The following is a 22,950-nucleotide window of genomic DNA, read 5'->3' as shown; positions in this document are numbered from 1 at the left end:
AACGCCTCAGTTCTCGCACTCCAGTGCGAAGCCTTCGTCGATCCACCCCGTGATGCCGCCGATCATCAGTTTGACCGGCCGCCCGATCCTCGCGAGCCGCAAGGCGGCGCGATCGGCCCCGTTGCAATGGGGTCCGGCGCAATAGACCACGAACAGCGTGCCATCCGGCCAATCTGCCATCCGACGTACCGTTATCTTGCCGTGTGGCAGGTTCAGCGCTCCGGGCAGGTGCCCACGTGCGAACGCTGCGGGGCCGCGCACGTCGAGCAGGATGAAGTCCGGCGTTCCCGACTTCAGCGTCTCATGAACGTCCCAGCAGTCGGTCTCCAGCGACAGCCGCTTGGCAAAATGAGCCGCCGCCATCTCGGACGGCGCAGCAGGAATTTCGGTGACGAGACTGGGCATGGGGTCCTCGTTGCTGGGGTCCGGTCGGAAGTGATGCCCCCATCATTCCAGTCGCTCCTTCGACTGGAAAGTGGCGCAACCGCCAGCTATCGTGCAGATCATGCCAATCGCCACGCCTCCGCTGGTCGTAGCCCTTGCCTATGACGGCCTCTGCACCTTCGAGTTCGGCGTCGCCGTCGAGGTGTTCGGTCTGTCGCGCCCGGAACTTGGGCCGGATTGGTACCGCTTCGCAGTCGCCGCCCTCGATGCCGGACCGCTGCGCGCGGTGGGCGGCATCCGCGTGGAAGCCGATGGCGGGCTCGACCTGCTCGACCAGGCCGATATCATCATCATTCCCGGCTGGCGCGGCGCGCGGGAGCCAGTACCGGGCGACCTGATCGCTGCGCTGCACCGGGCCGACAAGCGCGGCACGCGCGTCCTGTCGATCTGCTCCGGCGCCTTCGTTCTTGCCGCCGCCGGGCTTCTGAACGGACGCCGGGCGACCACGCACTGGCGATATGCCGCGACGCTCGTTGAACTCTACCCCGATATTCGGGTGATGCCCGACGTGCTGTATGTGGACGAAGGCAACATCCTGACCTCAGCCGGCAGTGCAGCCGGCATCGACCTCTGTCTGCATCTGGTCCGCCGCGATTTCGGATCGGAGGCGGCGAACAGCGTGGCCCGCCGTCTGGTCGTCCAACCCCACCGCGAGGGCGGACAGGCACAATTCATTGAAGCACCGGTGCCGACCGCCCGCGAAGGAGCCCGCTTGGCCCCCCTGCTCGATCATTTGCGGGAAAGGCTGGCGGAGGTACACAGCCTGTCCGGCATGGCGTCGCAGGCGGGGATGAGTGTCCGCACCTTCCTGCGCCGGTTCCAGTCCCTCACCGGCACCACCCCTGGCGACTGGCTGCTGACGGAGCGACTGGCGCGCGCCCGTGACCTTCTGGAAACGAGCAGCCTGCCGGTGGAGGAGGTGGCGACCCTGACCGGCTTCGGCTCCGCCGCCACCCTCCGTCACCATTTCCGCCGCCGGCTCGGACTCAGCCCGGCCAACTACCGCGAACGTTTCCGCCGTATGGCCGGGCCCGCGCCAACGAAAAAGGGCGCAGCCGTCACCGACCACGCCCCTCCTCCTAACCTTTGACCCAATGACCTTAGACCCAATGGCCGGTCACTTCCTCTCGATCAACTCCACCTTGTAACCATCCGGGTCTTCGATGAAGGCGATGACTGTGGTGCCATGCTTCATCGGACCCGGCGGGCGCGGAATCTTGACACCTTCCGCCGCCAGCTTCTCGCAGGTCGCATAGATGTCCGGTACGCCGAGCGCAATATGACCGTAGGCAGTACCGATCTCGTACGGTTCCTTCTGATCCCAATTGTGGGTCAGTTCAAGGACCGCAGTGTCGGACTCTTCGCCATAGCCGACGAAGGCGAGGGTGAAGCGGCCGCCCTCATAGTCATTGCGGCGCAGCAGCTTCATGCCGAGCAGCCGCGTGTAGAAGTCGAGCGACTTCTCCAGGTCCAGCACGCGCAGCATCGTGTGCAGCAGACGGAATTCACTCATGATCTCTGATCTCCCATTCAGGGTTTGCCCTCTGGGGGCCTGTTCAAGCGTCGCTCCGCAACGACGTTCAGGATCGTACGGGCAGCCCGTTCGCTGGGCGGAGTGTCGCCTTGCCCCAGCCAGCGGGCCACCTCGGCAACGCCATCGATCTGCGCCTGACGTGCCGCCGGATCATCCAGCAGGCGGCCCAGTTCGGTGGCCAGTCTATCCGGCCGGCAATCCTGCTGCAGCAGTTCGGGAACCAGCATCCGATCGAGCATCAGGTTGACGAGGTTGACGTATTTCACCCGGATCAGCCGCCGATAGAGCGCGACCGTAACCGGGTTCAGCCGATAGGCGATGACCGTCGGCAGCCGCGCAAGAGCCAACTCCAGAGAAACGGTGCCGGATGCGGCGAGTGCCGCTTCCGCCGCGGCGAAGGCATCGTATTTTTCGGCGTCGCCTTCCACCAACACGGTTCGGACCGGCCAGTCGGCGATCGCCGCCGCCACCCGGTCGCGTACCGTGGCCACTGTCGGCACCACCGCCACCAAAGTCGGGTGGGTGGGTTGCAACCGCTCCAGCGTTGCCCGGAAATCCGGCAGCAGCCGCGACACTTCGCCTTTGCGGCTGCCGGGAAGAACCGCGACCACGCGGTCGGTCGATGCAATCCCGTGACGATTGCGGAAGCCGGCACCATCGCCCTTCCCCGCCCCGCCCTCGACCACAGAATGGCCGACGAAGGTACAGGCCAACCCCTCCCTCTCGAAATAGGGCGGCTCGAAGGGAAGGACAGCAAGCAGATGATCGTAGATGGCGGCATATTTCGCCGCACGCTTCGGCTTCCAGGCCCAAACCGTCGGTGCGACATAGTGGATCAGCGGGATGGCGGGTGCCGCCGCACGCACCTTCTTCGCCACGCGCACGGTGAAGCCCGGCGAGTCGATGCCAACCACGGCGTCGGGACGTACACGGATGATCTCCGCGACCGTCTGGTCGATGCGACGGATCAGGTTGGGCAGGTGCGGCAGCAGTTCGAAGATGCCGAACAGGGTCAGTTCCGCCATGGGAAAGAGGCTGACCAGCCCCTCCGCCATCATCTTCTCGCCGCCGATGCCGACGAACCTCACCTTTCCGCCGGTCAGCCGCTTGGCCGCAGCTATCAGCCGGGCGCCCAGCGCGTCGCCGGACGGCTCGCCGGCGATCAGGAACAGTGTCGGACCGCCGTCCGCCGCAACTGGGTCGTTCATTGCGGAATCTCGATGCCGACAACGAACAGGCCGAGGCGATCTGCTGCCTCGGCCACCGCAGGTCGGTCCACCAGCAGGCTGCCGCCAGCCTCAACCGCGATCCCCCGCAGACCGGCCGCCGAAGCCTTTTCCACTGTGGTGACGCCCATGGTGGGAAGGTCGACGCGGCGATCCTGCTTCGGCTTCCTCACCTTGACCAGCACGCCACCGGGCCCCGGACGCGCCAAGGCGGCACAGCGATCGAGCATGGCGTCGGTTCCCTCGATCGCCTCGATCGCCAGTACGATTCCCTGCTGAACCACCGCACCCTGGCCGACGTCCAACGCCCCTATTGCGCGGGCGACCTCGACCGCACGGGCAATGTCCCGCTCCGCGTCCGCGTCGGGCGCGAGACGGCCGACCGGTCCGGCAACAGTCAGCAGATCCTTCAACAGATCATGCAATCCGACCACGCGGAACCCATCCTCCTCGACTTCGCGCACGACGGCGCGCAGCAAGCCGTCATCGCCGAGCGCGCGGGTGCCGACGCGGGCAAGGAAACGCGCGGTGCGCCAGTCCGGCATCAGTTCGGTGAAGGAGGGACGCTTCACCGGTCCGGCGAGAACGACCTCTCCCACGCCCTCCTCGTGCAGACGCCGCAGGATCGTGCCGGCGGCACCGAAGCGGCTCCAAACATGGGGCACCCCGGCAACCGTCTCGGGATCGGTGTGTCCATCGAAGGCCACGATGAAGACCTCACGCCCCTGCCCACGCACCGCATTGGCGATGCGGGCCGGGAGCGTACCGCCGCCGGCCAGGATCGCCAGCTTCGGACCCGCTGCCGGTAATCCGGTGCTCTGTCTGGTATCGGCCATCGGCCGGTCGCCTCAGCTCTCGCGCGGCTGGCAGAGAGACCGGGCTTCCTTGGCCCGGATGAACGAGAGAACGTCCGAAATCAGCGCACGCTCGCCGAAATCGCGACCGACCTCATCCACCCGCTCGGCGAAGGTCCCCTCCGGACCGAACAGCATGCGATAGGCCGCGCGAAGCGCGTGGATGTCATCCTTCTTGAAGCCGCGGCGTTCCAGACCGACCAGATTCAAGCCGGCCAGCCGGGCACGGTCGCCCATGACCAGGCCGAAGGGGATCACGTCGTTCTCGACTCCCGACATGCCGCCGATCATGGCGTGGGAGCCGATGCGCACGAACTGGCGCACCGCCGACAGCCCGCCGATGATGACATAGTCACCCAGCGTGACATGACCGCCCAAAGTGGCGTTGTTGGCCATGATGACATGGTCGCCGACGATGCAGTCGTGGGCCACATGCGAGCCCATCATGAACAGCCCGTCGTCACCGACGCGGGTGATCATGCCGCCGCCCTCGGTGCCCGGGTTCATCGTCACATGTTCGCGGATCTGGTTGCGGGCGCCGATGACGAGTTCCGACGGCTCGCCATGGAACTTCAGATCCTGCGGCCGGTGCCCGATGGACGCGAAGGGATAGATGACGGTTTCGGCGCCGATGCTGGTTCGCCCATCGACCGCAACATGAGAAACCAGCCGAACGCCGTCGCCCAGCGTCACGTCGGGACCGACGACGCAGAAGGGGCCGATGCTGACCCCCTCCCCCAGCTTGGCCGCGGGATCGACGATGGCGGACGGATGGATGGTAACGGTCATTTTTCGTCCAGGATCATGGCGGAATAGACGGCTTCAGCGACGAGGACGCCATTGACCTTGGCCTCGCCCTTGAACTTCCACACGTTGGCACGCTGACGCTGCTTGGTGACGTGGATGTGGATGGTGTCGCCGGGGGTGACGGGGCGGCGGAAGCGAGCCTCGTCGACGGTCATGAAATAGACCAGCTTGCCTTCGGCGTCGGGACCCAGGGTCGCCACGACCAGCACGGCGGAGGTCTGGGCCATCGCTTCGATGATCAGCACGCCGGGCATGACCGGGCGCGACGGGAAGTGGCCCTGGAAGAATGGCTCGTTGATCGTGACGTTTTTCACGCCGGTGGCGCCTTCGCCCAGCGTCACATCGATCACCCGGTCGATCATCAGGATCGGGTAGCGATGCGGGATCATCTTCATGATCCGCATGATGTCGATGTCGTCGATCTTATTGCTTTGCGCGTTGTTGTCCGCCGTCACGTCCATTGCCCGGCCGCCCGCCTTTCCACCAACCGATAGGGTTCATCGCTCCCAAAACAGGGAACGGGCACCGCCGCCCGATAAGGAACGCCGGTGCCTTATTGTTTGCTCCGCCTTCTTGCCCCATTTCCGCGGCGACCGCAACCGCCGAACCCAGAAACGGAACAGGGCCGCCACCGTCCCCGCTCGGGATGGCGACGGCCCTGTTCAGACCAGCATCACTGCTTGGGGACGTTCAGCGCGACCTGCGGCAGCTTCTTGTTCACGCGCTCCATCACCGCGTCGGTGACGTCGAGCTGCGTGTCGACCAGAACGAACTGCTGGCGGGCCAGAACGAGATTGGCGCCGCGCTCGCGGGAGATGTCGGCGACCACCTCGACCATCGTCTTGTGAACGACGGCCATCGCTTCGTTCAGGCTGGTCTCCAGAGCGCGCTTACGGTTCTGGACCGTCTTCTGCACGTCGGCGACCTGCTTTTCGAAATCGCGGCGCTTGTTGGCGAGAGCTTCCGGCGACAGGACGGTCTGCTGCTTGCGCAGTTCGTCCTCGTTCTTGCGGAGCTTGTCCTCCAGCGCGGAGATTTCCTTCTGGTAGGAATCACGCAGCGATTCGAAGGACTTGGTGATGCCCTTCGACGCGGCGGATTCCTGCATGATCTTCTGGACGTCGATCACGGCGATGACAGGCGCCTTGAGCTCCGCACCCGGACCCGGAACTTCGGCCTTCGGGGCGTCGGTCTTGGGTGCCGATTGGGCCGGAGCCGCCTGGGCCATGGCCGAGTTCGCGGCAAAGAGGAGACCGGCAGCCGTAATGGCCGACAGAGCGGCGACGCGGAACGGCGTCTTCGACAGGGTGGATTGCATCTTAGAACCTGGTTCCGAAGCTGAAGCGGATAAGCTCTTTCTTGTCGTAGCCTTCCTTGCGGATCGGCAGGGCGACATCGAGCCGGATGGGGCCGAACGGCGACTTCCACGACACGCCGGTGCCGATGGAGACGCGGATGCTCTCGTCATCCTTCACGTTCGGATCGCTGATATCGGCCTTGCCCAGCGTGCCGACATCGGTGAAGGCATGGCCGAGCAGACCGAATTCCTCCGGCAGGCCGAAGGGGAAGCTCATTTCCACCGAGGCGCGGGCATAGCGCGTGCCGCCCAGCGCGTCGCCGGTCGAAATATCGCGCGGGCCGATACCGGCGGTGTTGAAGCCCCGCAGGGTGTCGCCGCCGATGAAGAAGCGGTCGCCCAGATCCACCTTCTTGCCGAGGCCGTGGATGTAGCCGATTTCGCCGGTGGTGCTGAGCACCCACTGGTCCTCGCCGAGCGGCAGGTAGTAGCCGGCAGCCAGCTTGTTCCGCAGGAAGCGCACCGACCCACCGAGACCGGCGATGTCATTGGTAAGGCGAATGAAGTAGCCCTCGGTCGGCGTCAGCTTGCTGTTGCGGACGTCGTAGGTCAGCTCCTGGCCGATCAGCGAGGTCAGGCGCTCACCGCGCTGCTCCTGGATGTACTTCGACGCGGTGGTCGGCACTTCCTCGATCAGCGTGTCCTGCAGCTGATAGTAAACGCGCTGGCGCAGACGCTCGGTCAGCGGATAGCCGAGGCGCAGGGCGAAGCCGGTGTTCTTCTCGTTGAAGGAGCTTTCGTCCTGGTAGTTGTAGCGCGTCCGGAAGACGTCGACGCCGGCCGACAGGTCGCGGTCCATGAAGTACGGCTCCGTGAAGGAGATATCGTACAGCTGGCGCCGACCGGACAGCGTAGCACCCAGACGCAGGTCCTGACCGCGGCCGAGGAGATTGCGCTCACGGATCGAGAAGTCGCCCAACGGGCCGTCGGAGGTCGAGAAGCCCGCACCGATGGAGATTTCACCGGTGGACTGTTCGGCCACGTCGACGTTGACGACGGTGCGGTCCGGCGCGCTGCTCTCGGACGTCGTGATGTTCACGCGCTCGAAGAAGCCGAGGTCCTTGATGCGCTGCTCCGACCGCTTCAGCTTCGACGCGTTGAAGGGGTCGCCTTCGGACAGCAGCATCTCTCGGCGGATCACCTTGTCGAGCGTCCGGACGTTGCCGGAAATATCGATGCGGTCGACGAAGGTGCGCGGACCTTCGTTGATCTCGTAAGTGATGTCGATGGTGTGGGTTTCGCGGTTGCGCGAAATCCGCGGACGGACATCGACGAAGGCGTACTGCAGGTCGCCGACCGCGTTGGTCAGCTTCGTGATGGTGTCTTCCACCTTCTGGGCGTTGTACCAGTCGCCTTCGGTGGTGGTGACGCTGTTCTGCAGAACCGCGGGGTCGAGCTGCTTCAGCGAGGTCTTGATGTCGACCTTGCCGAACTTGTATCGTTCGCCTTCCTCAATGGTGAAGGTGATGAAGAAATCCGATTTGTCCGGAGTCAGTTCGGCGACCGCCGACACGACGCGGAAATCGGCATAGCCTTCCTTCAGGTAGTAGCGGCGCAGCAGGTCGCGATCGTAGTTCAGGCGATCCGGATCGTAATTGTCATCCGAAGACAGGAACCGCCACCAGGCGGATTCCTTGGTCTGGATGTTCTCGCGCAGGGTTCCGTCCGAGAAATGCTCGTTGCCGATGAAGGTGATGCCGCGCACGCCGGTGCGCACGCCTTCATTGATCTCGAACACCAGATCGACGCGGTTCTGGTCGAGCTGGATGATCTTCGGTTCGACGGTCGCGCCGAATCGGCCTTGCCGCCGGTAAATCTCCTGGATGCGCTGGACGTCGGACTGGACCCGGGTTCGGGTATAGACCACGCGCGGACGCAACTGGATTTCCTTCTCCAGCGTATCCTTCTCGATGCGCCGGTTGCCCTCGAACGCGATGCGATTGATGATCGGGTTCTCCGCCACCGTCACCACAAGCGTGTCGCCTTCGCGCTTCAGCACGACGTCGGCGAACAGGCCGGTGTTGAACAGCGACTTCAGCGACTGGTCGATCCGGTCGGGATCGAACGGATCGCCGGGCTGGACGGTCAGGTAGGAGCGGACCGTGGAGGGTTCGATTCGCTGGGTGCCTTCGACCCGGATGTCGCGCACCGTACCGCCACTGAACACCTGGGTGACCGTGGACCCGGTGACCGCCTGAGCCCGACCGGGCGAGGCGGCGGTTTGGGCGAGGGCGACAGACACCGTCGTCATGGCGCAGCCGGCCATCAGGCCCGCCACCAGAACTTTGCTCGACACCGGCAAATCACGCTCCCTGGCAAGGGGCTGGCTTTAGGAAACCAGTCCCCGGAAGAAATCGACCACGCGCAATTGAACAAGGTCGTTCCACGTGGCGAAGACCATGAGCGTTAATACCAAGGCCAATCCAATTCGGAAACCGTATTCTTGCGCTCGCGCTCCAAGCGGCCGGCCGAGCAGCTTTTCGACGCCGTAAAAAAGCAGGTGTCCGCCGTCCAGCATCGGAACCGGAAACAGGTTGATGAGGCCCAGGTTCACAGACAGGAACGTCATGAACCAGACCAGCGGATACCAGCCGGATTGCGCCACCTCGCCCGACATCTGGGCGATGCGCAGCGGGCCGCCCAACTCCTCCGTCCCGCGCGATCCCTGGACCATCTGGCCCAGCGCTGTAAAGGTGCCGGTGATCATGCCTGCGACTTCACGTCCCGCCTGCCAGACGGCGGTCACGGGGTCATGACGCATCATGCCGACGCTGCCGCGGCTGATCCCGAGCAGGCCGATCTGGTGAGCATTGCCGAGTCGGTCGGTGACGGTCTGCGACTCCGGCGTGGCGGTCAGGGTCATCACCCGTCCATCACGCTTCAGTTCGATGGCCAGCGGCTCGCCCGGGCGGATCGAAACGATCTGCCGGATCTCTTCGAATCGCTGAACCCCGGTACCGTCGACCGACAGGATCAGATCACCCGGCTGGATGCCGGCGCGTTCCGCCGCACTGCCGGGCTGAATACCACCGACGTCCGGCGGGGTGAAGGACTGACCGGCGGTCATGAACAGCAGGGAAAGAACGACGATGGAGAAGACGAAATTCGCGATCGGTCCGGCCGCGACGATGGCTGCGCGCTGCCCCACCCGCTTGTGGTGGAAGGACACCGCGCGCTCCTCCGCCGACATGGCGGTCAGATGGGCCCCCGGGGTGCTGGCCGGATCGGCATCGCCGAACATCTTGACGTAGCCGCCGAGCGGAAGCGCGCTGAATTTCCAGCGGGTGCCCACCCGGTCGGTGAAGCCGAACAGTTCCGGTCCGAAGCCGATGGAGAAGGTCTCGATCCGCACGCCGTTGCGGCGCGCGATCAGATAGTGACCAAGCTCGTGCACGAAGACGAGCACGGTGAGGACCAGCAGAAAGGCCAGCACCGAGGTCCAGAAACCGCCGATAACGTCCATATCAACCCTTGCGCCTTCCAGCGCCTCGAACGCGGATCATCGGCTGCCAACCGTCGTCGCACCGATGGCCGCAACGCGGCCGGCGGCATCCCGCCTCGCGTCCGCGTCGGCCTCCCGCACGGCGGCGAGATCGCGCAGCGGGCGGTGGGGCAACGCCGTCAACGTCTCCTCGACGATCCGTTCGATGTCGAGGAAGCCGATCCGGCGGTCGAGAAACGCCTGGACGGCCACCTCGTTGGCGGCACTGAGTATAGTAGGAGCGCCCCCCCCGCTTTGCAAGGCGGCCCGGGCCAGCCTCAGCGCAGGGAAACGCACGGGATCCGGAGCCTCGAAGGTCAGCGTCGCCGCCTTGACCAGATCGAGCCGCTCCGCCGGCGTGGCGATGCGGGCAGGCCAGCCGAGCGCATAGGCGATCGGCGTGCGCATGTCAGGCGTGCCGAGCTGCGCCAGAACCGAGCCGTCGACATATTCGACCAGCGAATGGATGACCGACTGCGGGTGAACCAGCACATCGATGCGCTCTTCCGGAATGCCGAACAGGAAGTGGGCTTCGATCAGCTCCAGCCCCTTGTTCATCATCGTGGCGCTGTCGACCGAAATCTTGGCGCCCATGTCCCAGGTCGGATGGGCGACCGCCTGCTCCCGCGTCGCAGCCGCCATGAAGGCGCGATCCCTGGTGCGGAAGGGACCGCCCGACGCCGTCAGGATCAGGCGGGCAACGCTGTCGGTACGGTCGAAATCGAAGACCTGGTAGATGGCGGAATGCTCGCTGTCGACCGGCAGCAGCGTCGCGCCGTGGGCCTTCACCTCCTCCATCATCAGGGCACCGGCGCAGACCAATACCTCCTTGTTGGCGAAGGCGACGATGGCGCCACGCCGCACGGCGGCGAGCGTCGGCTCGAGCCCGGCGGCGCCGACGATGGCGGCCATCACCCAGTCGGCCGGACGCTCTGCCGCGGCGGCAACCGCTTCAGACCCGGCGGCGACCTCGATGCCGGTGCCGGAGAGCAGGCTCTTCAACTCGGCATAGGCGGAGGGGTCGGCGACCACGGCCAAGCGGGCATTCAATTGCCGGGCTTGCTGAGCCAGCAGAGTGACGTTGCGGTTGGCGGTCAGCGCCTCCACCGGGAAGCGCTCCGGATCGCGGGAGACGAGGTCCACCGTCTGCGTTCCGACCGAGCCCGTGGACCCGAGGATCGTTACGCTGCGCGGCGCATCAGGCCCCGCTCCCGCTTTCACCACCATGACAGAACCGATCCAACAGCCGCGTGAAACAGGGCCAGCACCGGGGCCGCGGCCAGAAGCCCGTCGATGCGGTCGAGGATGCCGCCATGCCCGGGAATGAGCTGACCGCTGTCCTTCACATTGTAACGCCGCTTGATTGCCGATTCGAACAGGTCGCCGGCCTGCCCGACCACGGCGACGGCAGCGCCCACCGCCAGAGCGATGTCCGGGCGCGCCGCTCCGAAGGCCAGAGCCACCAGCCAGCCGAAAAGCGCCGACGACGCCATGCCGCCGATCAGGCCGGCCCAAGTCTTTTTGGGGCTGATGCGCGGCGCCAGCTTAGGTCCGCCGATGCTGCGGCCCGCGGCATAGGCCCCGATGTCGGTTGCCCAGATGGCTATGAGGACGAACAGGAAGAGCGACAGCCCGGACTCCGGCAGATCACGCAGCCACATCAGGCCGGCCATGCCGACAGCGACATAAAGCACGCCAAACCCGAGCAGGTTGCGGTCGGCGCCGCCACCCACAATCGCCGTCAGAACGGCGAAGGCAGCCGCCGCCCCCAGCCCTGCGGCCGGGCCGGCGGCGATCTGCGCCATCACTGCCACGAGGATACCGACCGCCGCCATGATGCGGGCCGGCAAGCGGCGGGTGCTGGGAACGATGCTGGTCCATTCGGATACGGCGACCACCGATCCGAAGGCGATCAGGGCATGGAACACCCAGCCGCCAATCCAGACGGCACCCAGCACGACCGGCGCCATGACCAACGCCGACAGGACGCGAACCTTGAGGTCCCCTGCCCTGGATGGCTTAGCCGGCACTGCGAGCGAATCCGGCGTGTCAGCGGGACCCGGCGGTGGTGGCGCCGAAGCGGCGTTCCCGTCGGTGGAACTCTTCAATCGCCGCCTCCAGATCGCGCTTGGTGAAATCGGGCCAGAGGGTGTCGACGAAGACCAGCTCGGCATAGGCCGCCTGCCACAGCAGGAAATTGCTGATCCGCTTCTCGCCGCTGGTGCGGATGATCAGGTCGGGGTCGGGTATGTCGGCAGTGTAGAGCCGCGCCGACAGCGCGTCTTCGTCGATGGCGTCAGGCGACAGACGCCCGGCAGCGACCTCTTCCGCCAGCCGGCGAGCCGCATGGACGATCTCCAGCCGCGAGCCGTAGCTGAGAGCCACCACCAGCGTCATCACCCGGTTGTCGCGGGTCAGGCCCTCGGCATTGTCGATCAGCCGGTTGATGTCCTCGGACAGCCGCGTACGGTCGCCGATCACCCGCAGGCGGACGCCCGCCCGGTGCAGTTCGGCGACTTCGCTGCGCAGGTAGAAGCGCAGCAGACCCATCAGGTCGCTGACCTCTTCCTCCGGCCGGCGCCAGTTCTCCGAGGAGAAGCTGAAGATCGTCAGAGTGCCGATGCCAAGTTCGCGCGCCGCTTCCACGGTGCGGCGGACGGCGTCCACGCCCTTCTTATGACCGGCGGTGCGCGGCAGGCCGCGCGCCTTGGCCCAGCGCCCGTTGCCATCCATGATGATGGCGACATGCCCTGGGGCCGTGTTGGACCGGTTGTCGTCCGCGTCGCGCATTCCGGATCAGACCTGCATGATTTCCTTTTCTTTTTGCGCAAGCGTGTCGTCGACCAGCTTGATGTGCTGATCGGTCAGCACCTGCACCTTGTCCGCCTGGACCTTGTGCTCGTCCTGGGTGATCTCGCTGGCCTTCTCGGCCTTCTTCAAGCCGTCCATCCCGTCGCGACGGATGTTGCGGACGGCGATACGGCACTGCTCGGCGTACTTGTGGGCGACCTTCGCCAGTTCGGCGCGGCGCTCCTGCGTCAGGTCGGGCAGCGGCACGCGGATGACCTGGCCTTCGGCCTGCGGGTTCAGGCCCAGGCCGCTGTCGCGGATGGCCTTCTCGACCGCCTTGATCATACCGCGGTCCCACACCTGCACCGAGATCAGGCGCGGCTCCGGAACGGAGACCGTCGCGACCTCGCGCAGGTGCATGCGGCTGCCATAGGCCTCCACCATCACCGGTTCGAGCAGATTGGACGAGGCGCGGCCGGTGCGCAGACCGCCCAGTTCCTTGCGAAACGAGTCAAGCGCGCCTTCCATGCGGCGCTTCAGATCCGATAGGTCGGGCGCAGCCACGGGCCTACTCCCTTTCTTCCGTTATGATGGTGTGCTTGCCACGGCCCTGCATCACTTCGGCGAAGGCGCCGGGCGTGTGGATCGAGAAGACCAGAATGGGAATGTGGTTCTCGCGCGACAGCGCGATCGCCGAAGCGTCCATCACCTGCAGGTCCTTGGTCAGGACGTCCATGTAGGTGAGGCGTTCGTAATGCTCGGCCGACGGATCCTTCTTCGGATCGGCGGTATAGACGCCATCGACCTGCGTTCCCTTCAGCAGACCGTCACAGCCCATTTCGGACGCGCGGAGCGCCGCGGCGGTGTCGGTGGTGAAGAAGGGGTTGCCGGTGCCGGCGGCAAAAATCACCACCCGGCCCTTTTCCATGTGGCGGACGGCGCGGCGCCGGATATAGGGCTCGCAGACCGTCGCCATGGGAATGGCCGACTGCACCCGCGTGCTGACGCCCATCCGTTCGAGCGCGCTCTGCATCGAGAGCGCGTTCATCACGGTGGCGAGCATGCCGATATAGTCGGCCGAAGCACGCTCCATGCCGCTTGCCGCACCCTTCACACCCCGGAAGATGTTCCCCCCGCCGATGACCAGACAGACCTGGACGCCGAGTGCGATGACCGCCTTCACCTCGTTGGCGATGCGGTTCACCATCTCCGGGTCCAGACCATAGTCGCGCTGACCCATCAGCGCTTCGCCCGACACCTTGAGGAGAACGCGCTTGTAGCGGACGCCCTCGGCCGGCGCGGTGGTCCCGGTGGTTTCGACCATGGGGGGAACGCTCCCTTGCTGTTTCAGAATGCGGCGTACGGACCTTTAGCGTTCGACCTTACCGGTCTCAGCCCTGACCGCCGGCAGCGGCAGCGACCTCGGCGGCGAAGTCCGACTGGGCCTTCTCGATGCCCTCGCCCAGCGCGAAGCGGGTGAAGGCCGTGACCTTGACCGGAGCGCCGATGTCCTTGGCGGCGTTCTCCACCACCTTGCGGACCTTGGTCTCGCCGTCGATCACGTAGGTCTGCTCCAGCAGGCAGACTTCCTCGTAGTACTTGCGGACGCGGCCTTCGACCATCTTCTCGATGATGTTCTCCGGCTTGCCCGAAGCGCGGGCCTGCTCGGCCAGCACATTGCGCTCACGCTCCAGCGACGAGCTGTCGACATCGGCGATGTCCAGCGCGTCCGGGCGGGCAGCGGCGATGTGCATGGCGATCTGCTTGCCGAGGTCGGCCAGCTTGGCGGTGTCGCCGGTCGACTCGAGAGCCACCAGAACGCCGATCTTGCCCAGGCCCGGCGCGATGGCCGAGTGGACGTAGCTGACGACGACACCGGCCGAGACCGACAGGGTGACGGCGCGGCGCAGGTTCATGTTCTCGCCGACGGTGGCGATCAGGCTGGTAAGCTCATCCTGGGCGGTGTGCGAGGTGCCCGGATAGGTGGCGGCCTTCAGTGCCTCGACGTCGCCGGCAGAGGTCAGCGCCAGCTCGGCGGTCTTGGCGGCGAAAGCCTGGAACTTGTCGTTGCGGGCGACGAAGTCGGTCTCGGCGTTCACCTCGACGACGGCACCCTTGGTGCCGGCGGTGGCGACGGCGACCAGCCCCTCGGCGGCGACGCGGCCCGACTTCTTCGCAGCGGCGGCGAGGCCCTTCTTGCGCAGCCAGTCGACGGCGCCCTCGAGGTCGCCCTGCGTCTCGTTCAGCGCCTTCTTGCAGTCCATCATGCCCGCGCCGGTCTTCTCGCGCAGTTCCTTGACGAGCGAGGCGGTAATCTCGGCCATGTTGCGCCCTCTTCCTTCCAAGCGATCCGGCAGGCGGATCGGATTGAGTCACAAAGTCAAAACGGGTGGCAACCCATAAAAAAGCCAGCCCATAAAAAAGGCAGCCGGGCCATAGGTCATAAGGCCCGGCTGCCCTTGAACCGTCAGGGTCAGGCCTGGGCGGTCTCGGCGGCGGCGGCGGTCTCTTCCTCCGGCAGCTGCTCGGCCGGGGCATCCTCGGCGGCGCCGACGTCGATGCCGGCGGCGCTCATCTCGGCCTGCAGGCCGTCAAGCACGGCGCCGACCGTCAGGTCGCAGTACAGCTCGATGGCGCGCAGAGCGTCGTCGTTGCCGGGGATCGGGAAGGCCACGCCGTCCGGATCGGAGTTGCTGTCGAGGACCGCGATGACCGGGATGCCCAGCTTGTTGGCTTCCTTGACCGCGATCGACTCCTTGTTGGTGTCGATGATGAAGATGACGTCCGGCAGGCCGCCCATCTCCTTGATGCCGCCCAGCGCACGCTCCAGCTTGTCGCGCTCGCGGGTCAGCTCCAGGATCTCGCGCTTGGTCAGGCCCGAGGTGTCGCCACCCAGACGCTCTTCCATCTCGCGCAGGCGCTTGATCGACTGGGAGATCGTCTTCCAGTTGGTCAGCATGCCGCCGAGCCAGCGGTGGTTGACGTAGTACTGGCCGCACTTGGCGGCAGCCTCGGCGATGCGCTCCTGGGCCTGGCGCTTGGTGCCGACGAACAGGACGCGGCCACCGCCGGCGACGACGTCACGCACGGCCTGCAGGGCGCGGTGCAGCATCGGGACGGTCTGCTCGAGGTCGATGATGTGCACGCCATTGCGGACGCCGAAGATGTACTGGTTCATCTTCGGGTTCCAGCGACGGGTGTGGTGACCGAAGTGGACACCGGCTTCCAGCAGCTGGCGCATGGTAAAGGTGGGCATGGTCATGTGGAAAAAATCCCTTTTTCCGGTTGCTCCGCCGCGGGCATTGTCGACAGCGCATGGAAACCATGGCTGAAGACACCGGATCGGGCCATCGGAGTAAAACCGAAGGTCCGCCAGCCCGCGTGAGGTTTTGACGACGGCGCTTACATAGCCCCGCACGCGCATGTTGACAAGGAAAAAGGCCACCCGGACCAGCGTCCGGATGGCCTTTTCAGCAAACCGCCAAGGACCGGTAAAAGTTCCTTTACGCCTGCGGCGCAGACGGGGCCGCAACCTTCGGCTTCGGCAGGTCGAGCTTCAGATGCAGCTCCCGCAGGCGGGCAGTGTCGACCGGCGCCGGGGCCTGCATCAGAAGGTCTTCGGCCCGCTGGTTCAGCGGGAAGGCGATGACCTCGCGGATGTTCGGCTCGTCGGCCAGCAGCATGACGATGCGGTCGATGCCAGGGGCGGAACCGCCGTGCGGCGGGGCGCCCAGCTTGAATGCGCTCAGCATGCCACCGAATCGGGCCTCCAGCTCCTCCGGCGGGTAGCCGGCGATCTCGAAGGCCTTGTACATCACCTCCGGCAGGTGATTACGGATGGCGCCGGACGACAGCTCCACGCCGTTGCAGACGATGTCGTACTGGTAGGCCTTGATGTCGAGCGGGTTCATCGTCTCCAGAGCCTTCAGGCCGCCCTGGGGCATGGAGAACGGGTTGTGGCTGAAGATGACCTTGTTGGTCTCCTCATCCAGCTCGTACATCGGGAAGTCGACGATCCAGCAGAAGCGGAAGGCGTTCTTCTCGATCAGGTCCAACTCCTCGCCGATGCGGGTGCGGGCGAGGCCGGCCAGCTTGGCCGCCGGCCCGGGCTGGTCGCAGACGAAGAAGATCGCGTCGCCGTCCTCAAGACCGGCAAGCTCACGCAGGGCTGCCTGAGCGGCCTCCGGCACGAACTTGGCGATCGGACCTTTGCCGCCGCCGGCTTCCATGACGATGTAGCCGAGGCCGGGGGCGCCGAGACCGCGGGCCCAGTCGTTCAGCTTGTCGAAGAAGCTGCGCGGACGGTCGGAGACCTTCGGCGCGCGGATGGCGCGGACGACGCCGCCCTTTTCCAGCGTCTGCTTGAACGCGCGGAATTCGACGTCGTCGCGCTTGAACACCTCGGTCACGTCGGTGATGACCAGGGGGTTGCGCAGGTCCGGCTTGTCGTTGCCGTACTTCAGCATCGATTCGGCGAAGGAGATGCGGCGGAACGGCAGCCCGTCGATGGCCGGCTTCGACTCGCGGCGGAAACCACCGAACTCGTCGAAGATGCCGTGCAGCACCGGCTCGATTGCGGCGAAGACGTCTTCCTGGGTGACGAAGGACATCTCGAAATCGAGCTGGTAGAACTCGCCCGGGCTGCGGTCGGCGCGGGCGTCCTCGTCGCGGAAGCAGGGGGCGATCTGGAAGTAGCGGTCGAAGCCGGCGACCATCAGCAGCTGCTTGAACTGCTGCGGCGCCTGCGGCAGGGCGTAGAACTTGCCGGGATGGTTGCGGCTCGGCACCAGATAGTCGCGCGCACCCTCGGGCGAGGAGGCCGTGAGGATCGGCGTCTGGAACTCGGTGAAGCCCTGGTCGATCATGCGGCGGCGCGCCGAGGCGATCACGCGCGAACGCAGCATGATGTTCTCGTGGATGCGCTCGCGGCGCAGGTCGAGGAAGCGGTAGCGCAGGCGCACGTCCTCGCCGGCATCGGTGTCCTGGTTGACCTGCAGCGGGATCTGCTCCGCCTCGCCTTCGGCGGTCAGTTCGGCGATCTGCAGTTCGATGCGGCCGGTGGGCAGCTTGTCGTTGATGGTCTCGGCCGTGCGCTTCACCACCTTGCCGGTGACGGTGATGACCGATTCCAGCTTCAGCCGGTTGGCGACCTCGAAGGCCGGGTTGGAGGTATCGACCACGCACTGCGTCAGGCCGTAATGGTCGCGCAGGTCGATGAACAGCAGCTGTCCATGGTCGCGCTTCCGGTTCATCCAGCCCGACAGGCGGACGGTTTCACCGGCATTCTCTTCACGAAGCTGGCCGCAGGTGTGCGTGCGGTAGGGGTGCATGGGTCGAAACACCTTGAAAAGGGCGGATTCCGGCGGAAAAAGCGGTTCGACACACCACACCGGACGCGCGCGAAAGTCAAGCCGCGATAGGGTGCAGCGCAGTGTGGCGGGAGCCCGGATGGAACGTTTGGAACAGTATGAAACATCCTGGGCCACCCTGTTCAACCGTTCCATCCGCCGGCAGGCCGGCTGCCGGACCTCAGTTTAACACCCCCATGGCCGTGGGATAAGCGGAGCGGGAAAATCGGGCCGCCGGCCCGGCCGGCATGTCCTTTTGCAACGCGCATCGGCTCCGCGCGTCGGCGGACTTTCGCGCACCCGCACGGTCGTGTATGAAGCAACCATGACGCTCATCACGACAACCGACGCCCTTCAGGCCTTCTGTCAGTCGCTGGCAGGGGCCGAGTACATCACGGTCGACACCGAGTTCCTGCGGGAAAAGACCTATTGGCCGCAACTGTGCCTCGTGCAGGTCGGCGGGCCCGACGGCGCGGTCGCCATCGACCCGCTGGCCGAGGGCATCGACCTGGCGCCGCTGTTCGCGCTGATGAGCGACCCGTCGGTGCTGAAGGTGTTCCACGCCGCCCGCCAGGATGTGGAGATCTTCTGGCACCTGTCCGGCCAGATCCCGCATCCGCTGTTCGACACCCAGGTCGCGGCGATGGTCTGCGGCTTCGGCGAGAGCGTCGGCTACGAGACGCTGGTGACCAAGCTGGCCGGCGCCCGCATCGACAAGTCCAGCCGCTTCACCGACTGGTCGCACCGGCCGCTGACCGACCGCCAGCTGACCTACGCCCTGTCCGACGTCATCCACCTGCGCCCGGCCTATGAGAAGCTGAAGCGCCGCCTCGCCCGCTCCGGCCGCTCGCATTGGCTGGAAGAGGAGATGGCGATCCTGACCGATCCGGCGACCTATCAGGTCGATCCGGAAAGCTCCTACATGCGGCTGAAGGTACGGACCAACAAGCCGCGCTTCATGGCCGTCCTGAAGGAGCTGGCGGCGTGGCGCGAGCGCGAGGCCCAGCGCCGCGACCAGCCGCGCTCCCGCGTGTTGCGCGACGAGGCGCTGCTGGAGATCGCCGCCCACGCGCCGACCACGGTCGACGACCTCGCCCGCACCCGCGGTCTGGGCCGTGGCTTCGCCGAGGGACGCCAGGGCGCCGACGTGCTGGCCGCGGTGCAGGCAGGGCTGGACCTGCCGGACAGCGCCCTGCCCCGCGTCGAACCGCGCGAGGAACCGCCGCCCGGACTGCAACCGATCGTCGAATTGCTGCGCGTGCTTCTGAAGATGAAGTGCGACGAGAACAATGTCGCGGCGAAGCTGGTGGCGTCCTCGTCCGATCTGGAGGCGTTGGCGGCCGATGATCGGGCAGAGATTCCGGCGATGCAGGGCTGGCGGCGCGAACTGTTCGGCAATGATGCACTTGCCCTGAAGCACGGAAAGATCGGACTTGCGGTCATAGACCGTCGCGTCCGCATCGTTCCTGCTGGCGAACCGCGCCACACCACCGATTCGGCCGAATCCGAAACTTGACCTTTTCGGATGGCGTCGCTTCGATGATTGCGGCGCCTTTTGCGGCGGTCCGGGTGCCTCCTGCGCCCGGACTTTAGCCTTAAGGGCTTTTTAAAGAAAGTTACCGTTAAGATCGGTTCGGCTTCGTAGGATCGGACGGATCGGGCATGCCCGGCCTGTTCGCGGGCCGCCGGAATCGGCCGGGCCGAAGCGCCCGGACGGAAAGAAAAAGGCTGCCGAACAACGAGCGGCCGAAGACATGGGTGGTTGGCAGGCGTGACGCTTGTTGTGGGAGTGAGCAAGGTATGAGCAGGTTTGGCGGCAGACCACCTCTGGGACGGGACCGTGTCCGGCTTTCCACCACGGAAAAGCAGGCCGCCGTCGCCGCCGCCAAGGACCAGAAGCCGGAATTCGACAACGACAAGCTCCTGAACCTGCTGCGGTCGGCGAAGAACGAACTGCAGGGCATGCGGCTGATCCACATGCATCTGTCGCTTCTGAAGGATCGCGACCCGACCAGCCAAATGATGGTCCGCTCCATCATCCAGGAACTGGCGACCAAGGCCTCCTATCTGCAATCCTTCAACATCTCCAACGGCGATGTCATCGTCCTCTACAAGGGGCTGAAGCTGACCGGGGTCACCGACGTCTGCCAGACGGTGGAACAGGTTTTCCTGTCCAAGACGACGCTGACAGGGCCGAATCCCTACAAGGAATATTCGCTCTATTCGATCATGGAACTGGCGTTGAACTTCATCAACGTAATCCGTTTCATCGAAGAACTGCAGGCGAACGAGACCGGGCAACACGTCACCGAGACCAAGCCGCCGATCACGCTGGAGGAACTGGGCAAGCTCGAACGCTCGATGCAGATGTTCGATCTGTCGCCCTTCCTGTTCAACCAGGGCATCGCCAACATCGGCGGCGGCGATGCGGAGATGGAGTATTATGAACTCTACATCTCCATCAAGCTGCTTCAGGAGCGGCTGTGCCCCGATTACGACATCACCGCCAATAAGTGGCTGTTCAACTACTTCACCGCCAATCTTGACCAGTCGGTGCTTCGCGCGCTGAACCATGGCCTGAGCTTCATGCGCGGGCGGCGGATCGGCATCAACATCAACCTGTCGACCGTCATCTCCACCGGATTCGTGAAGTTCGACGAACGGCTGCCGATCGATTTCCGCGGGCAGGTGGTGCTGGAGGTGTCGAAGGGCGACCTGATCGAGAATCTGTCGCTGTTCAACGAGGTGGTGGAGTTCGCACAGGACCGCCGCTATCAGATCGCAGTGGATGGGCTGAACCCGTTCTGGGTGACGAATTTCGATCTGGAATATCTGAACGCCGACTATGCGAAGATCTTCTGGTCCAACGACATGCTGGAGATGGACCCGCAGTTCGAGAAGTATTTCCGCGATCGCATCGCCGAGCAGGACCGCTGCAAGTTCATCCTGGCGCGCTGCGACAGCGTGACCAGCCTGGTCTATGCCCACAAGATGGGGATCAATCTGGTCCAGGGCCGCGCGGTGGACAATATCATGCGCAAGGGCGTCAGCGTCCGCGAGGCCATCGCGCACGCCAAGGTGGATTGAAGCCAAGGTGGATTGACGGCGGCGTCAAGGCTTGCGCGGCGCCTATCCGTACCGGAGTCGCATTTTATCGGACGTCATCCCCGCGGAGGCGGGGAACCAGAGTTTCCGATGCAAGCGCCTGAACAGACTGGATTCCCGCCTTCGCGGGAATGACGGCTGAAGAGGCTTCGGTACTTTACAGGACTCGACGCACCGGCACATAGGCTGCTGTTGAACTGATCGCCAAGCGCAGGGACCTAGGGCTTGCGCGGCGCCTGCCGCAGCAGACCGTCGGTCCAGGCCGGGGGAAGCAGGGCCAGCAGCCAGACCGCGGCCATCATCGGCCAGGGAAAGGCGATTCGCGCCTTGTTGCGCTCCAGCCCACGGCGGATGACACGGGCGGCCGCATCGGTTTCCATCAGGAAGGGCATGGGGAAGCGGTTCACCGCCGTCATCCGGCTTTTTACGAATCCGGGGCAGATCACCGACACGCCGATCCCCTCCCCGGCCAGATCGCCGCGCAACGCCTCGCCATAGACCCGCACCATCGCCTTGCTGGCGCAATAGGCCGGCGCGCCGGGAAGACCGCGGAATCCCGCCAGTGACGCCATGATGGCGATCTGGCCGCGCCGCCGCGCCCGCATGGCCGGAAGCAGCGGATGGATGCTGTTCAGCACGCCGTCGATGTTCACGGCCAGGATGCGCCGGGCCTGCTCCTCCGTCTCACCGCCATCGCCCGTGCCCGCCGACATGCCGGCGTTGGCGATCAGCAGCTCGACCGGGGCAGCGGCGTCGACCTGCGCCAGCCAGCCGGCCATGGCGACGCGATCGGCCACGTCGATCACCGCCGTCTCAACTTGGGCGCCGGCGGCGCGGCAGCGCTGGGCCACCGCCTTCAGCCTAGCGGAGTCGCGGCCGGTCAGCGCGAGGGCTGTGCCGGGCGCGGCGTAAAGGACAGCCAGTGCCTCGCCGATGCCGCTGGAAGCGCCGGTAATGACAATGGACCGCGGCTGCTTCATGGAGTCCCTGCCCTGTTCGTGGGATGCCGCATGGCGCGGACGCTTGTTGTAGGTTGGTGTGGCGTTTATAAGCACGACACACATCGACACCGCTTTTCAAATGAGGCCGCCTTTGCCAGCCCATCGCCCCGTCATTGCCAGCATGACCGGTTTCGCGCGCGTCGACGGGCACGGCGACGGCTATTCCTGGACCTTCGAGGCCAAGAGCGTCAATGGCCGCAGCCTGGATCTGCGCTGCCGCCTGCCATCGGGCTTCGACAGCGTCGAAGCGGTGGCGAGAGCCGAACTGCCGAAGCGGCTGGCCCGCGGCAACGTCAACCTGACCCTGACCGTCAACCGCGCCCAGGCGGTCTCCCAGCTGCGCATCAACCGCGAGCTTCTGGCACAGGTCCTGGAGATCGCGCGGGAGATCGAAGGGGCCGGCGCCGCCCCGCCGCGGCTGGATTCGCTGCTGGCGGTCCGCGGCATCATCGAGCCGGTGGAAGAGGACGAGACCGAGGCGCGCGAGCGCGTCGAGTCGGCGCTGAAGGGCGAGCTGGCCAAGCTGGTCGACCAACTGGTGGTCAACCGCCTCGCCGAGGGCGCCCGCATTGCCGAGGTTCTGAACGGCCATCTCGACGAGATCGCCCGGCTGGTGGACGCGGCGTCGGCCTGCGCCTCCACCCAGCCGGAGGCGCTGCGCGAGAAGCTGCGCGCCCAGGTTGCCGCGATCCTCGGCTCCTTCCCCGCCCTGTCGGAGGACCGGCTGGCGCAGGAGGCGGCGATCCTGATCGGCAAGGCCGACGTGCGGGAAGAGCTGGATCGGCTGCGCGCCCACATCCAGGCCGCGCGCGACCTGATGGCGGAGGGCGGAGCGATTGGCCGCCGGTTCGACTTCCTGTGCCAGGAGTTCAACCGCGAGGCCAACACGCTCTGCTCCAAATCGGCGGACGTCGAACTGACCCGCATCGGCCTGTCGCTGAAAGCCTCGATCGAGCAGCTGCGCGAGCAGGTCCAGAACATCGAATAACTGGCAACAGCGAGT

Annotated in this window: 22 protein-coding genes; 4 read left to right on the top strand and 18 right to left on the bottom strand. The window is 65.6% G+C overall.

All coding sequences use genetic code 11. The annotated features are described in order from the left end of the window. Window positions 1–6 precede the first annotated feature (6 nt). Window positions 7–405, bottom strand: a complete 399-nt coding sequence (locus tag M5E06_RS04455) for a rhodanese-like domain-containing protein (RefSeq protein WP_252137293.1) — start codon at window positions 403–405, stop codon at window positions 7–9. A 100-nt stretch (window positions 406–505) separates the two neighbouring features. Between M5E06_RS04455 and ftrA the strand changes: the two genes are divergently transcribed. Continuing rightward, a complete protein-coding gene (ftrA, locus tag M5E06_RS04450; protein ID WP_252137292.1) occupies window positions 506–1,534 on the top strand; it encodes a transcriptional regulator FtrA in 1,029 nt (342 codons plus the stop codon). Between the two features lie 27 nt (window positions 1,535–1,561). On the opposite strand, the gene gloA is transcribed toward ftrA, so the two are convergent. The 16 genes from gloA to aspS all read right to left on the bottom strand — a co-directional run bounded on the left by gloA (window position 1,562) and on the right by aspS (window position 17,823). Beyond that, window positions 1,562–1,957 (bottom strand): lactoylglutathione lyase, encoded by a 396-nt coding sequence (gene gloA, locus M5E06_RS04445; RefSeq protein WP_109151382.1) that lies wholly within the window; start codon window positions 1,955–1,957, stop codon window positions 1,562–1,564. A gap of 17 nt (window positions 1,958–1,974) precedes the next feature. After that, complete coding sequence (gene lpxB / locus M5E06_RS04440; RefSeq protein WP_252137291.1) at window positions 1,975–3,186, bottom strand: lipid-A-disaccharide synthase; 1,212 nt, start codon at window positions 3,184–3,186, stop codon at window positions 1,975–1,977. Further along, window positions 3,183–4,040 carry an LpxI family protein gene (locus M5E06_RS04435; protein WP_252137290.1) on the bottom strand — a complete coding sequence of 286 codons (858 nt, stop codon included), beginning with the start codon at window positions 4,038–4,040 and terminating at the stop codon, window positions 3,183–3,185. The genes lpxB and M5E06_RS04435 overlap by 4 nt, the downstream gene beginning before the upstream one ends. 12 nt (window positions 4,041–4,052) lie before the next feature. Then, window positions 4,053–4,847, bottom strand: coding sequence for an acyl-ACP--UDP-N-acetylglucosamine O-acyltransferase (lpxA, locus tag M5E06_RS04430; RefSeq protein ID WP_109151385.1), 795 nt, complete (start codon window positions 4,845–4,847; stop codon window positions 4,053–4,055). Next, complete coding sequence (fabZ, locus tag M5E06_RS04425; protein ID WP_109151386.1) at window positions 4,844–5,326, bottom strand: 3-hydroxyacyl-ACP dehydratase FabZ; 483 nt, start codon at window positions 5,324–5,326, stop codon at window positions 4,844–4,846. The genes lpxA and fabZ overlap by 4 nt, the downstream gene beginning before the upstream one ends. 212 nt (window positions 5,327–5,538) lie before the next feature. Beyond that, window positions 5,539–6,183: an OmpH/Skp family outer membrane protein gene (locus M5E06_RS04420; protein WP_109151387.1), complete on the bottom strand. Its 645-nt coding sequence runs from the start codon at window positions 6,181–6,183 to the stop codon at window positions 5,539–5,541. A 1-nt stretch (window position 6,184) separates the two neighbouring features. Next, window positions 6,185–8,524, bottom strand: coding sequence for an outer membrane protein assembly factor BamA (gene bamA, locus M5E06_RS04415; RefSeq protein ID WP_199230843.1), 2,340 nt, complete (start codon window positions 8,522–8,524; stop codon window positions 6,185–6,187). 27 nt (window positions 8,525–8,551) lie between these two features. Beyond that, window positions 8,552–9,685: an RIP metalloprotease RseP gene (rseP, locus tag M5E06_RS04410; protein ID WP_109151388.1), complete on the bottom strand. Its 1,134-nt coding sequence runs from the start codon at window positions 9,683–9,685 to the stop codon at window positions 8,552–8,554. A gap of 36 nt (window positions 9,686–9,721) precedes the next feature. After that, window positions 9,722–10,930 carry a 1-deoxy-D-xylulose-5-phosphate reductoisomerase gene (locus M5E06_RS04405; protein ID WP_252137289.1) on the bottom strand — a complete coding sequence of 403 codons (1,209 nt, stop codon included), beginning with the start codon at window positions 10,928–10,930 and terminating at the stop codon, window positions 9,722–9,724. Beyond that, complete coding sequence (locus M5E06_RS04400; protein ID WP_353654313.1) at window positions 10,921–11,733, bottom strand: phosphatidate cytidylyltransferase; 813 nt, start codon at window positions 11,731–11,733, stop codon at window positions 10,921–10,923. The genes M5E06_RS04405 and M5E06_RS04400 overlap by 10 nt, the downstream gene beginning before the upstream one ends. Window positions 11,734–11,752: 19 nt before the next feature. Beyond that, on the bottom strand, window positions 11,753–12,493 hold the full coding sequence (locus M5E06_RS04395) for an isoprenyl transferase (protein WP_252137287.1): 741 nt from the start codon (window positions 12,491–12,493) through the stop codon (window positions 11,753–11,755). A 6-nt stretch (window positions 12,494–12,499) separates the two neighbouring features. Beyond that, window positions 12,500–13,057, bottom strand: a complete 558-nt coding sequence (gene frr / locus M5E06_RS04390) for a ribosome recycling factor (protein WP_109151392.1) — start codon at window positions 13,055–13,057, stop codon at window positions 12,500–12,502. 4 nt (window positions 13,058–13,061) lie between these two features. After that, complete coding sequence (pyrH, locus tag M5E06_RS04385) at window positions 13,062–13,817, bottom strand: UMP kinase (RefSeq protein WP_109151393.1); 756 nt, start codon at window positions 13,815–13,817, stop codon at window positions 13,062–13,064. Between the two features lie 67 nt (window positions 13,818–13,884). Further along, window positions 13,885–14,817 carry a translation elongation factor Ts gene (tsf, locus tag M5E06_RS04380; RefSeq protein ID WP_109151394.1) on the bottom strand — a complete coding sequence of 311 codons (933 nt, stop codon included), beginning with the start codon at window positions 14,815–14,817 and terminating at the stop codon, window positions 13,885–13,887. A gap of 149 nt (window positions 14,818–14,966) precedes the next feature. After that, window positions 14,967–15,755, bottom strand: coding sequence for a 30S ribosomal protein S2 (gene rpsB, locus M5E06_RS04375; protein ID WP_252137286.1), 789 nt, complete (start codon window positions 15,753–15,755; stop codon window positions 14,967–14,969). Between the two features lie 241 nt (window positions 15,756–15,996). Then, entirely contained in the window at window positions 15,997–17,823 is a 1,827-nt protein-coding gene (gene aspS, locus M5E06_RS04370) for an aspartate--tRNA ligase (RefSeq protein WP_252137285.1), read from the bottom strand. A gap of 343 nt (window positions 17,824–18,166) precedes the next feature. On the opposite strand from aspS, the gene rnd reads away from it, so the two are divergent. Beyond that, a complete protein-coding gene (gene rnd, locus M5E06_RS04365) occupies window positions 18,167–19,357 on the top strand; it encodes a ribonuclease D (protein ID WP_252137284.1) in 1,191 nt (396 codons plus the stop codon). A gap of 284 nt (window positions 19,358–19,641) precedes the next feature. Further along, entirely contained in the window at window positions 19,642–20,928 is a 1,287-nt protein-coding gene (locus M5E06_RS04360) for an EAL domain-containing protein (protein WP_109155547.1), read from the top strand. 236 nt (window positions 20,929–21,164) lie between these two features. Here M5E06_RS04360 and M5E06_RS04355 read toward each other — a convergent pair whose 3' ends face one another. Continuing rightward, window positions 21,165–21,926 carry an SDR family NAD(P)-dependent oxidoreductase gene (locus tag M5E06_RS04355; protein WP_252137283.1) on the bottom strand — a complete coding sequence of 254 codons (762 nt, stop codon included), beginning with the start codon at window positions 21,924–21,926 and terminating at the stop codon, window positions 21,165–21,167. A 142-nt stretch (window positions 21,927–22,068) separates the two neighbouring features. Between M5E06_RS04355 and M5E06_RS04350 the strand changes: the two genes are divergently transcribed. Continuing rightward, on the top strand, window positions 22,069–22,935 hold the full coding sequence (locus M5E06_RS04350) for a YicC/YloC family endoribonuclease (RefSeq protein WP_252137282.1): 867 nt from the start codon (window positions 22,069–22,071) through the stop codon (window positions 22,933–22,935). Window positions 22,936–22,950 lie beyond the last annotated feature (15 nt).

The sequence above is a fragment of the Azospirillum sp. A1-3 genome (assembly GCF_023806445.1).
Classification (GTDB): Bacteria; Pseudomonadota; Alphaproteobacteria; order Azospirillales; family Azospirillaceae; genus Azospirillum.
The sequence above is the reverse complement of the archived record's forward strand: the minus strand, read 5'-3'. Positions and strand labels throughout refer to the sequence as shown.

What these genes read in the sequence shown, in the direction of transcription:
- M5E06_RS04455 (WP_252137293.1), bottom strand. Translation starts at nt 405, where the DNA reads ATGCCCAGTCTCGTCACCGAAATTCCTGCTGCGCCGTCCGAGATGGCG.
- ftrA (WP_252137292.1), top strand. Translation starts at nt 506, where the DNA reads ATGCCAATCGCCACGCCTCCGCTGGTCGTAGCCCTTGCCTATGACGGC.
- gloA (WP_109151382.1), bottom strand. Translation starts at nt 1,957, where the DNA reads ATGAGTGAATTCCGTCTGCTGCACACGATGCTGCGCGTGCTGGACCTG.
- lpxB (WP_252137291.1), bottom strand. Translation starts at nt 3,186, where the DNA reads ATGAACGACCCAGTTGCGGCGGACGGCGGTCCGACACTGTTCCTGATC.
- M5E06_RS04435 (WP_252137290.1), bottom strand. Translation starts at nt 4,040, where the DNA reads ATGGCCGATACCAGACAGAGCACCGGATTACCGGCAGCGGGTCCGAAG.
- lpxA (WP_109151385.1), bottom strand. Translation starts at nt 4,847, where the DNA reads ATGACCGTTACCATCCATCCGTCCGCCATCGTCGATCCCGCGGCCAAG.
- fabZ (WP_109151386.1), bottom strand. Translation starts at nt 5,326, where the DNA reads ATGGACGTGACGGCGGACAACAACGCGCAAAGCAATAAGATCGACGAC.
- M5E06_RS04420 (WP_109151387.1), bottom strand. Translation starts at nt 6,183, where the DNA reads ATGCAATCCACCCTGTCGAAGACGCCGTTCCGCGTCGCCGCTCTGTCG.
- rseP (WP_109151388.1), bottom strand. Translation starts at nt 9,685, where the DNA reads ATGGACGTTATCGGCGGTTTCTGGACCTCGGTGCTGGCCTTTCTGCTG.
- M5E06_RS04405 (WP_252137289.1), bottom strand. Translation starts at nt 10,930, where the DNA reads ATGGTGGTGAAAGCGGGAGCGGGGCCTGATGCGCCGCGCAGCGTAACG.
- M5E06_RS04395 (WP_252137287.1), bottom strand. Translation starts at nt 12,493, where the DNA reads ATGCGCGACGCGGACGACAACCGGTCCAACACGGCCCCAGGGCATGTC.
- pyrH (WP_109151393.1), bottom strand. Translation starts at nt 13,817, where the DNA reads ATGGTCGAAACCACCGGGACCACCGCGCCGGCCGAGGGCGTCCGCTAC.
- tsf (WP_109151394.1), bottom strand. Translation starts at nt 14,817, where the DNA reads ATGGCCGAGATTACCGCCTCGCTCGTCAAGGAACTGCGCGAGAAGACC.
- rpsB (WP_252137286.1), bottom strand. Translation starts at nt 15,755, where the DNA reads ATGACCATGCCCACCTTTACCATGCGCCAGCTGCTGGAAGCCGGTGTC.
- aspS (WP_252137285.1), bottom strand. Translation starts at nt 17,823, where the DNA reads ATGCACCCCTACCGCACGCACACCTGCGGCCAGCTTCGTGAAGAGAAT.
- rnd (WP_252137284.1), top strand. Translation starts at nt 18,167, where the DNA reads ATGACGCTCATCACGACAACCGACGCCCTTCAGGCCTTCTGTCAGTCG.
- M5E06_RS04360 (WP_109155547.1), top strand. Translation starts at nt 19,642, where the DNA reads ATGAGCAGGTTTGGCGGCAGACCACCTCTGGGACGGGACCGTGTCCGG.
- M5E06_RS04355 (WP_252137283.1), bottom strand. Translation starts at nt 21,926, where the DNA reads ATGAAGCAGCCGCGGTCCATTGTCATTACCGGCGCTTCCAGCGGCATC.
- M5E06_RS04350 (WP_252137282.1), top strand. Translation starts at nt 22,069, where the DNA reads ATGACCGGTTTCGCGCGCGTCGACGGGCACGGCGACGGCTATTCCTGG.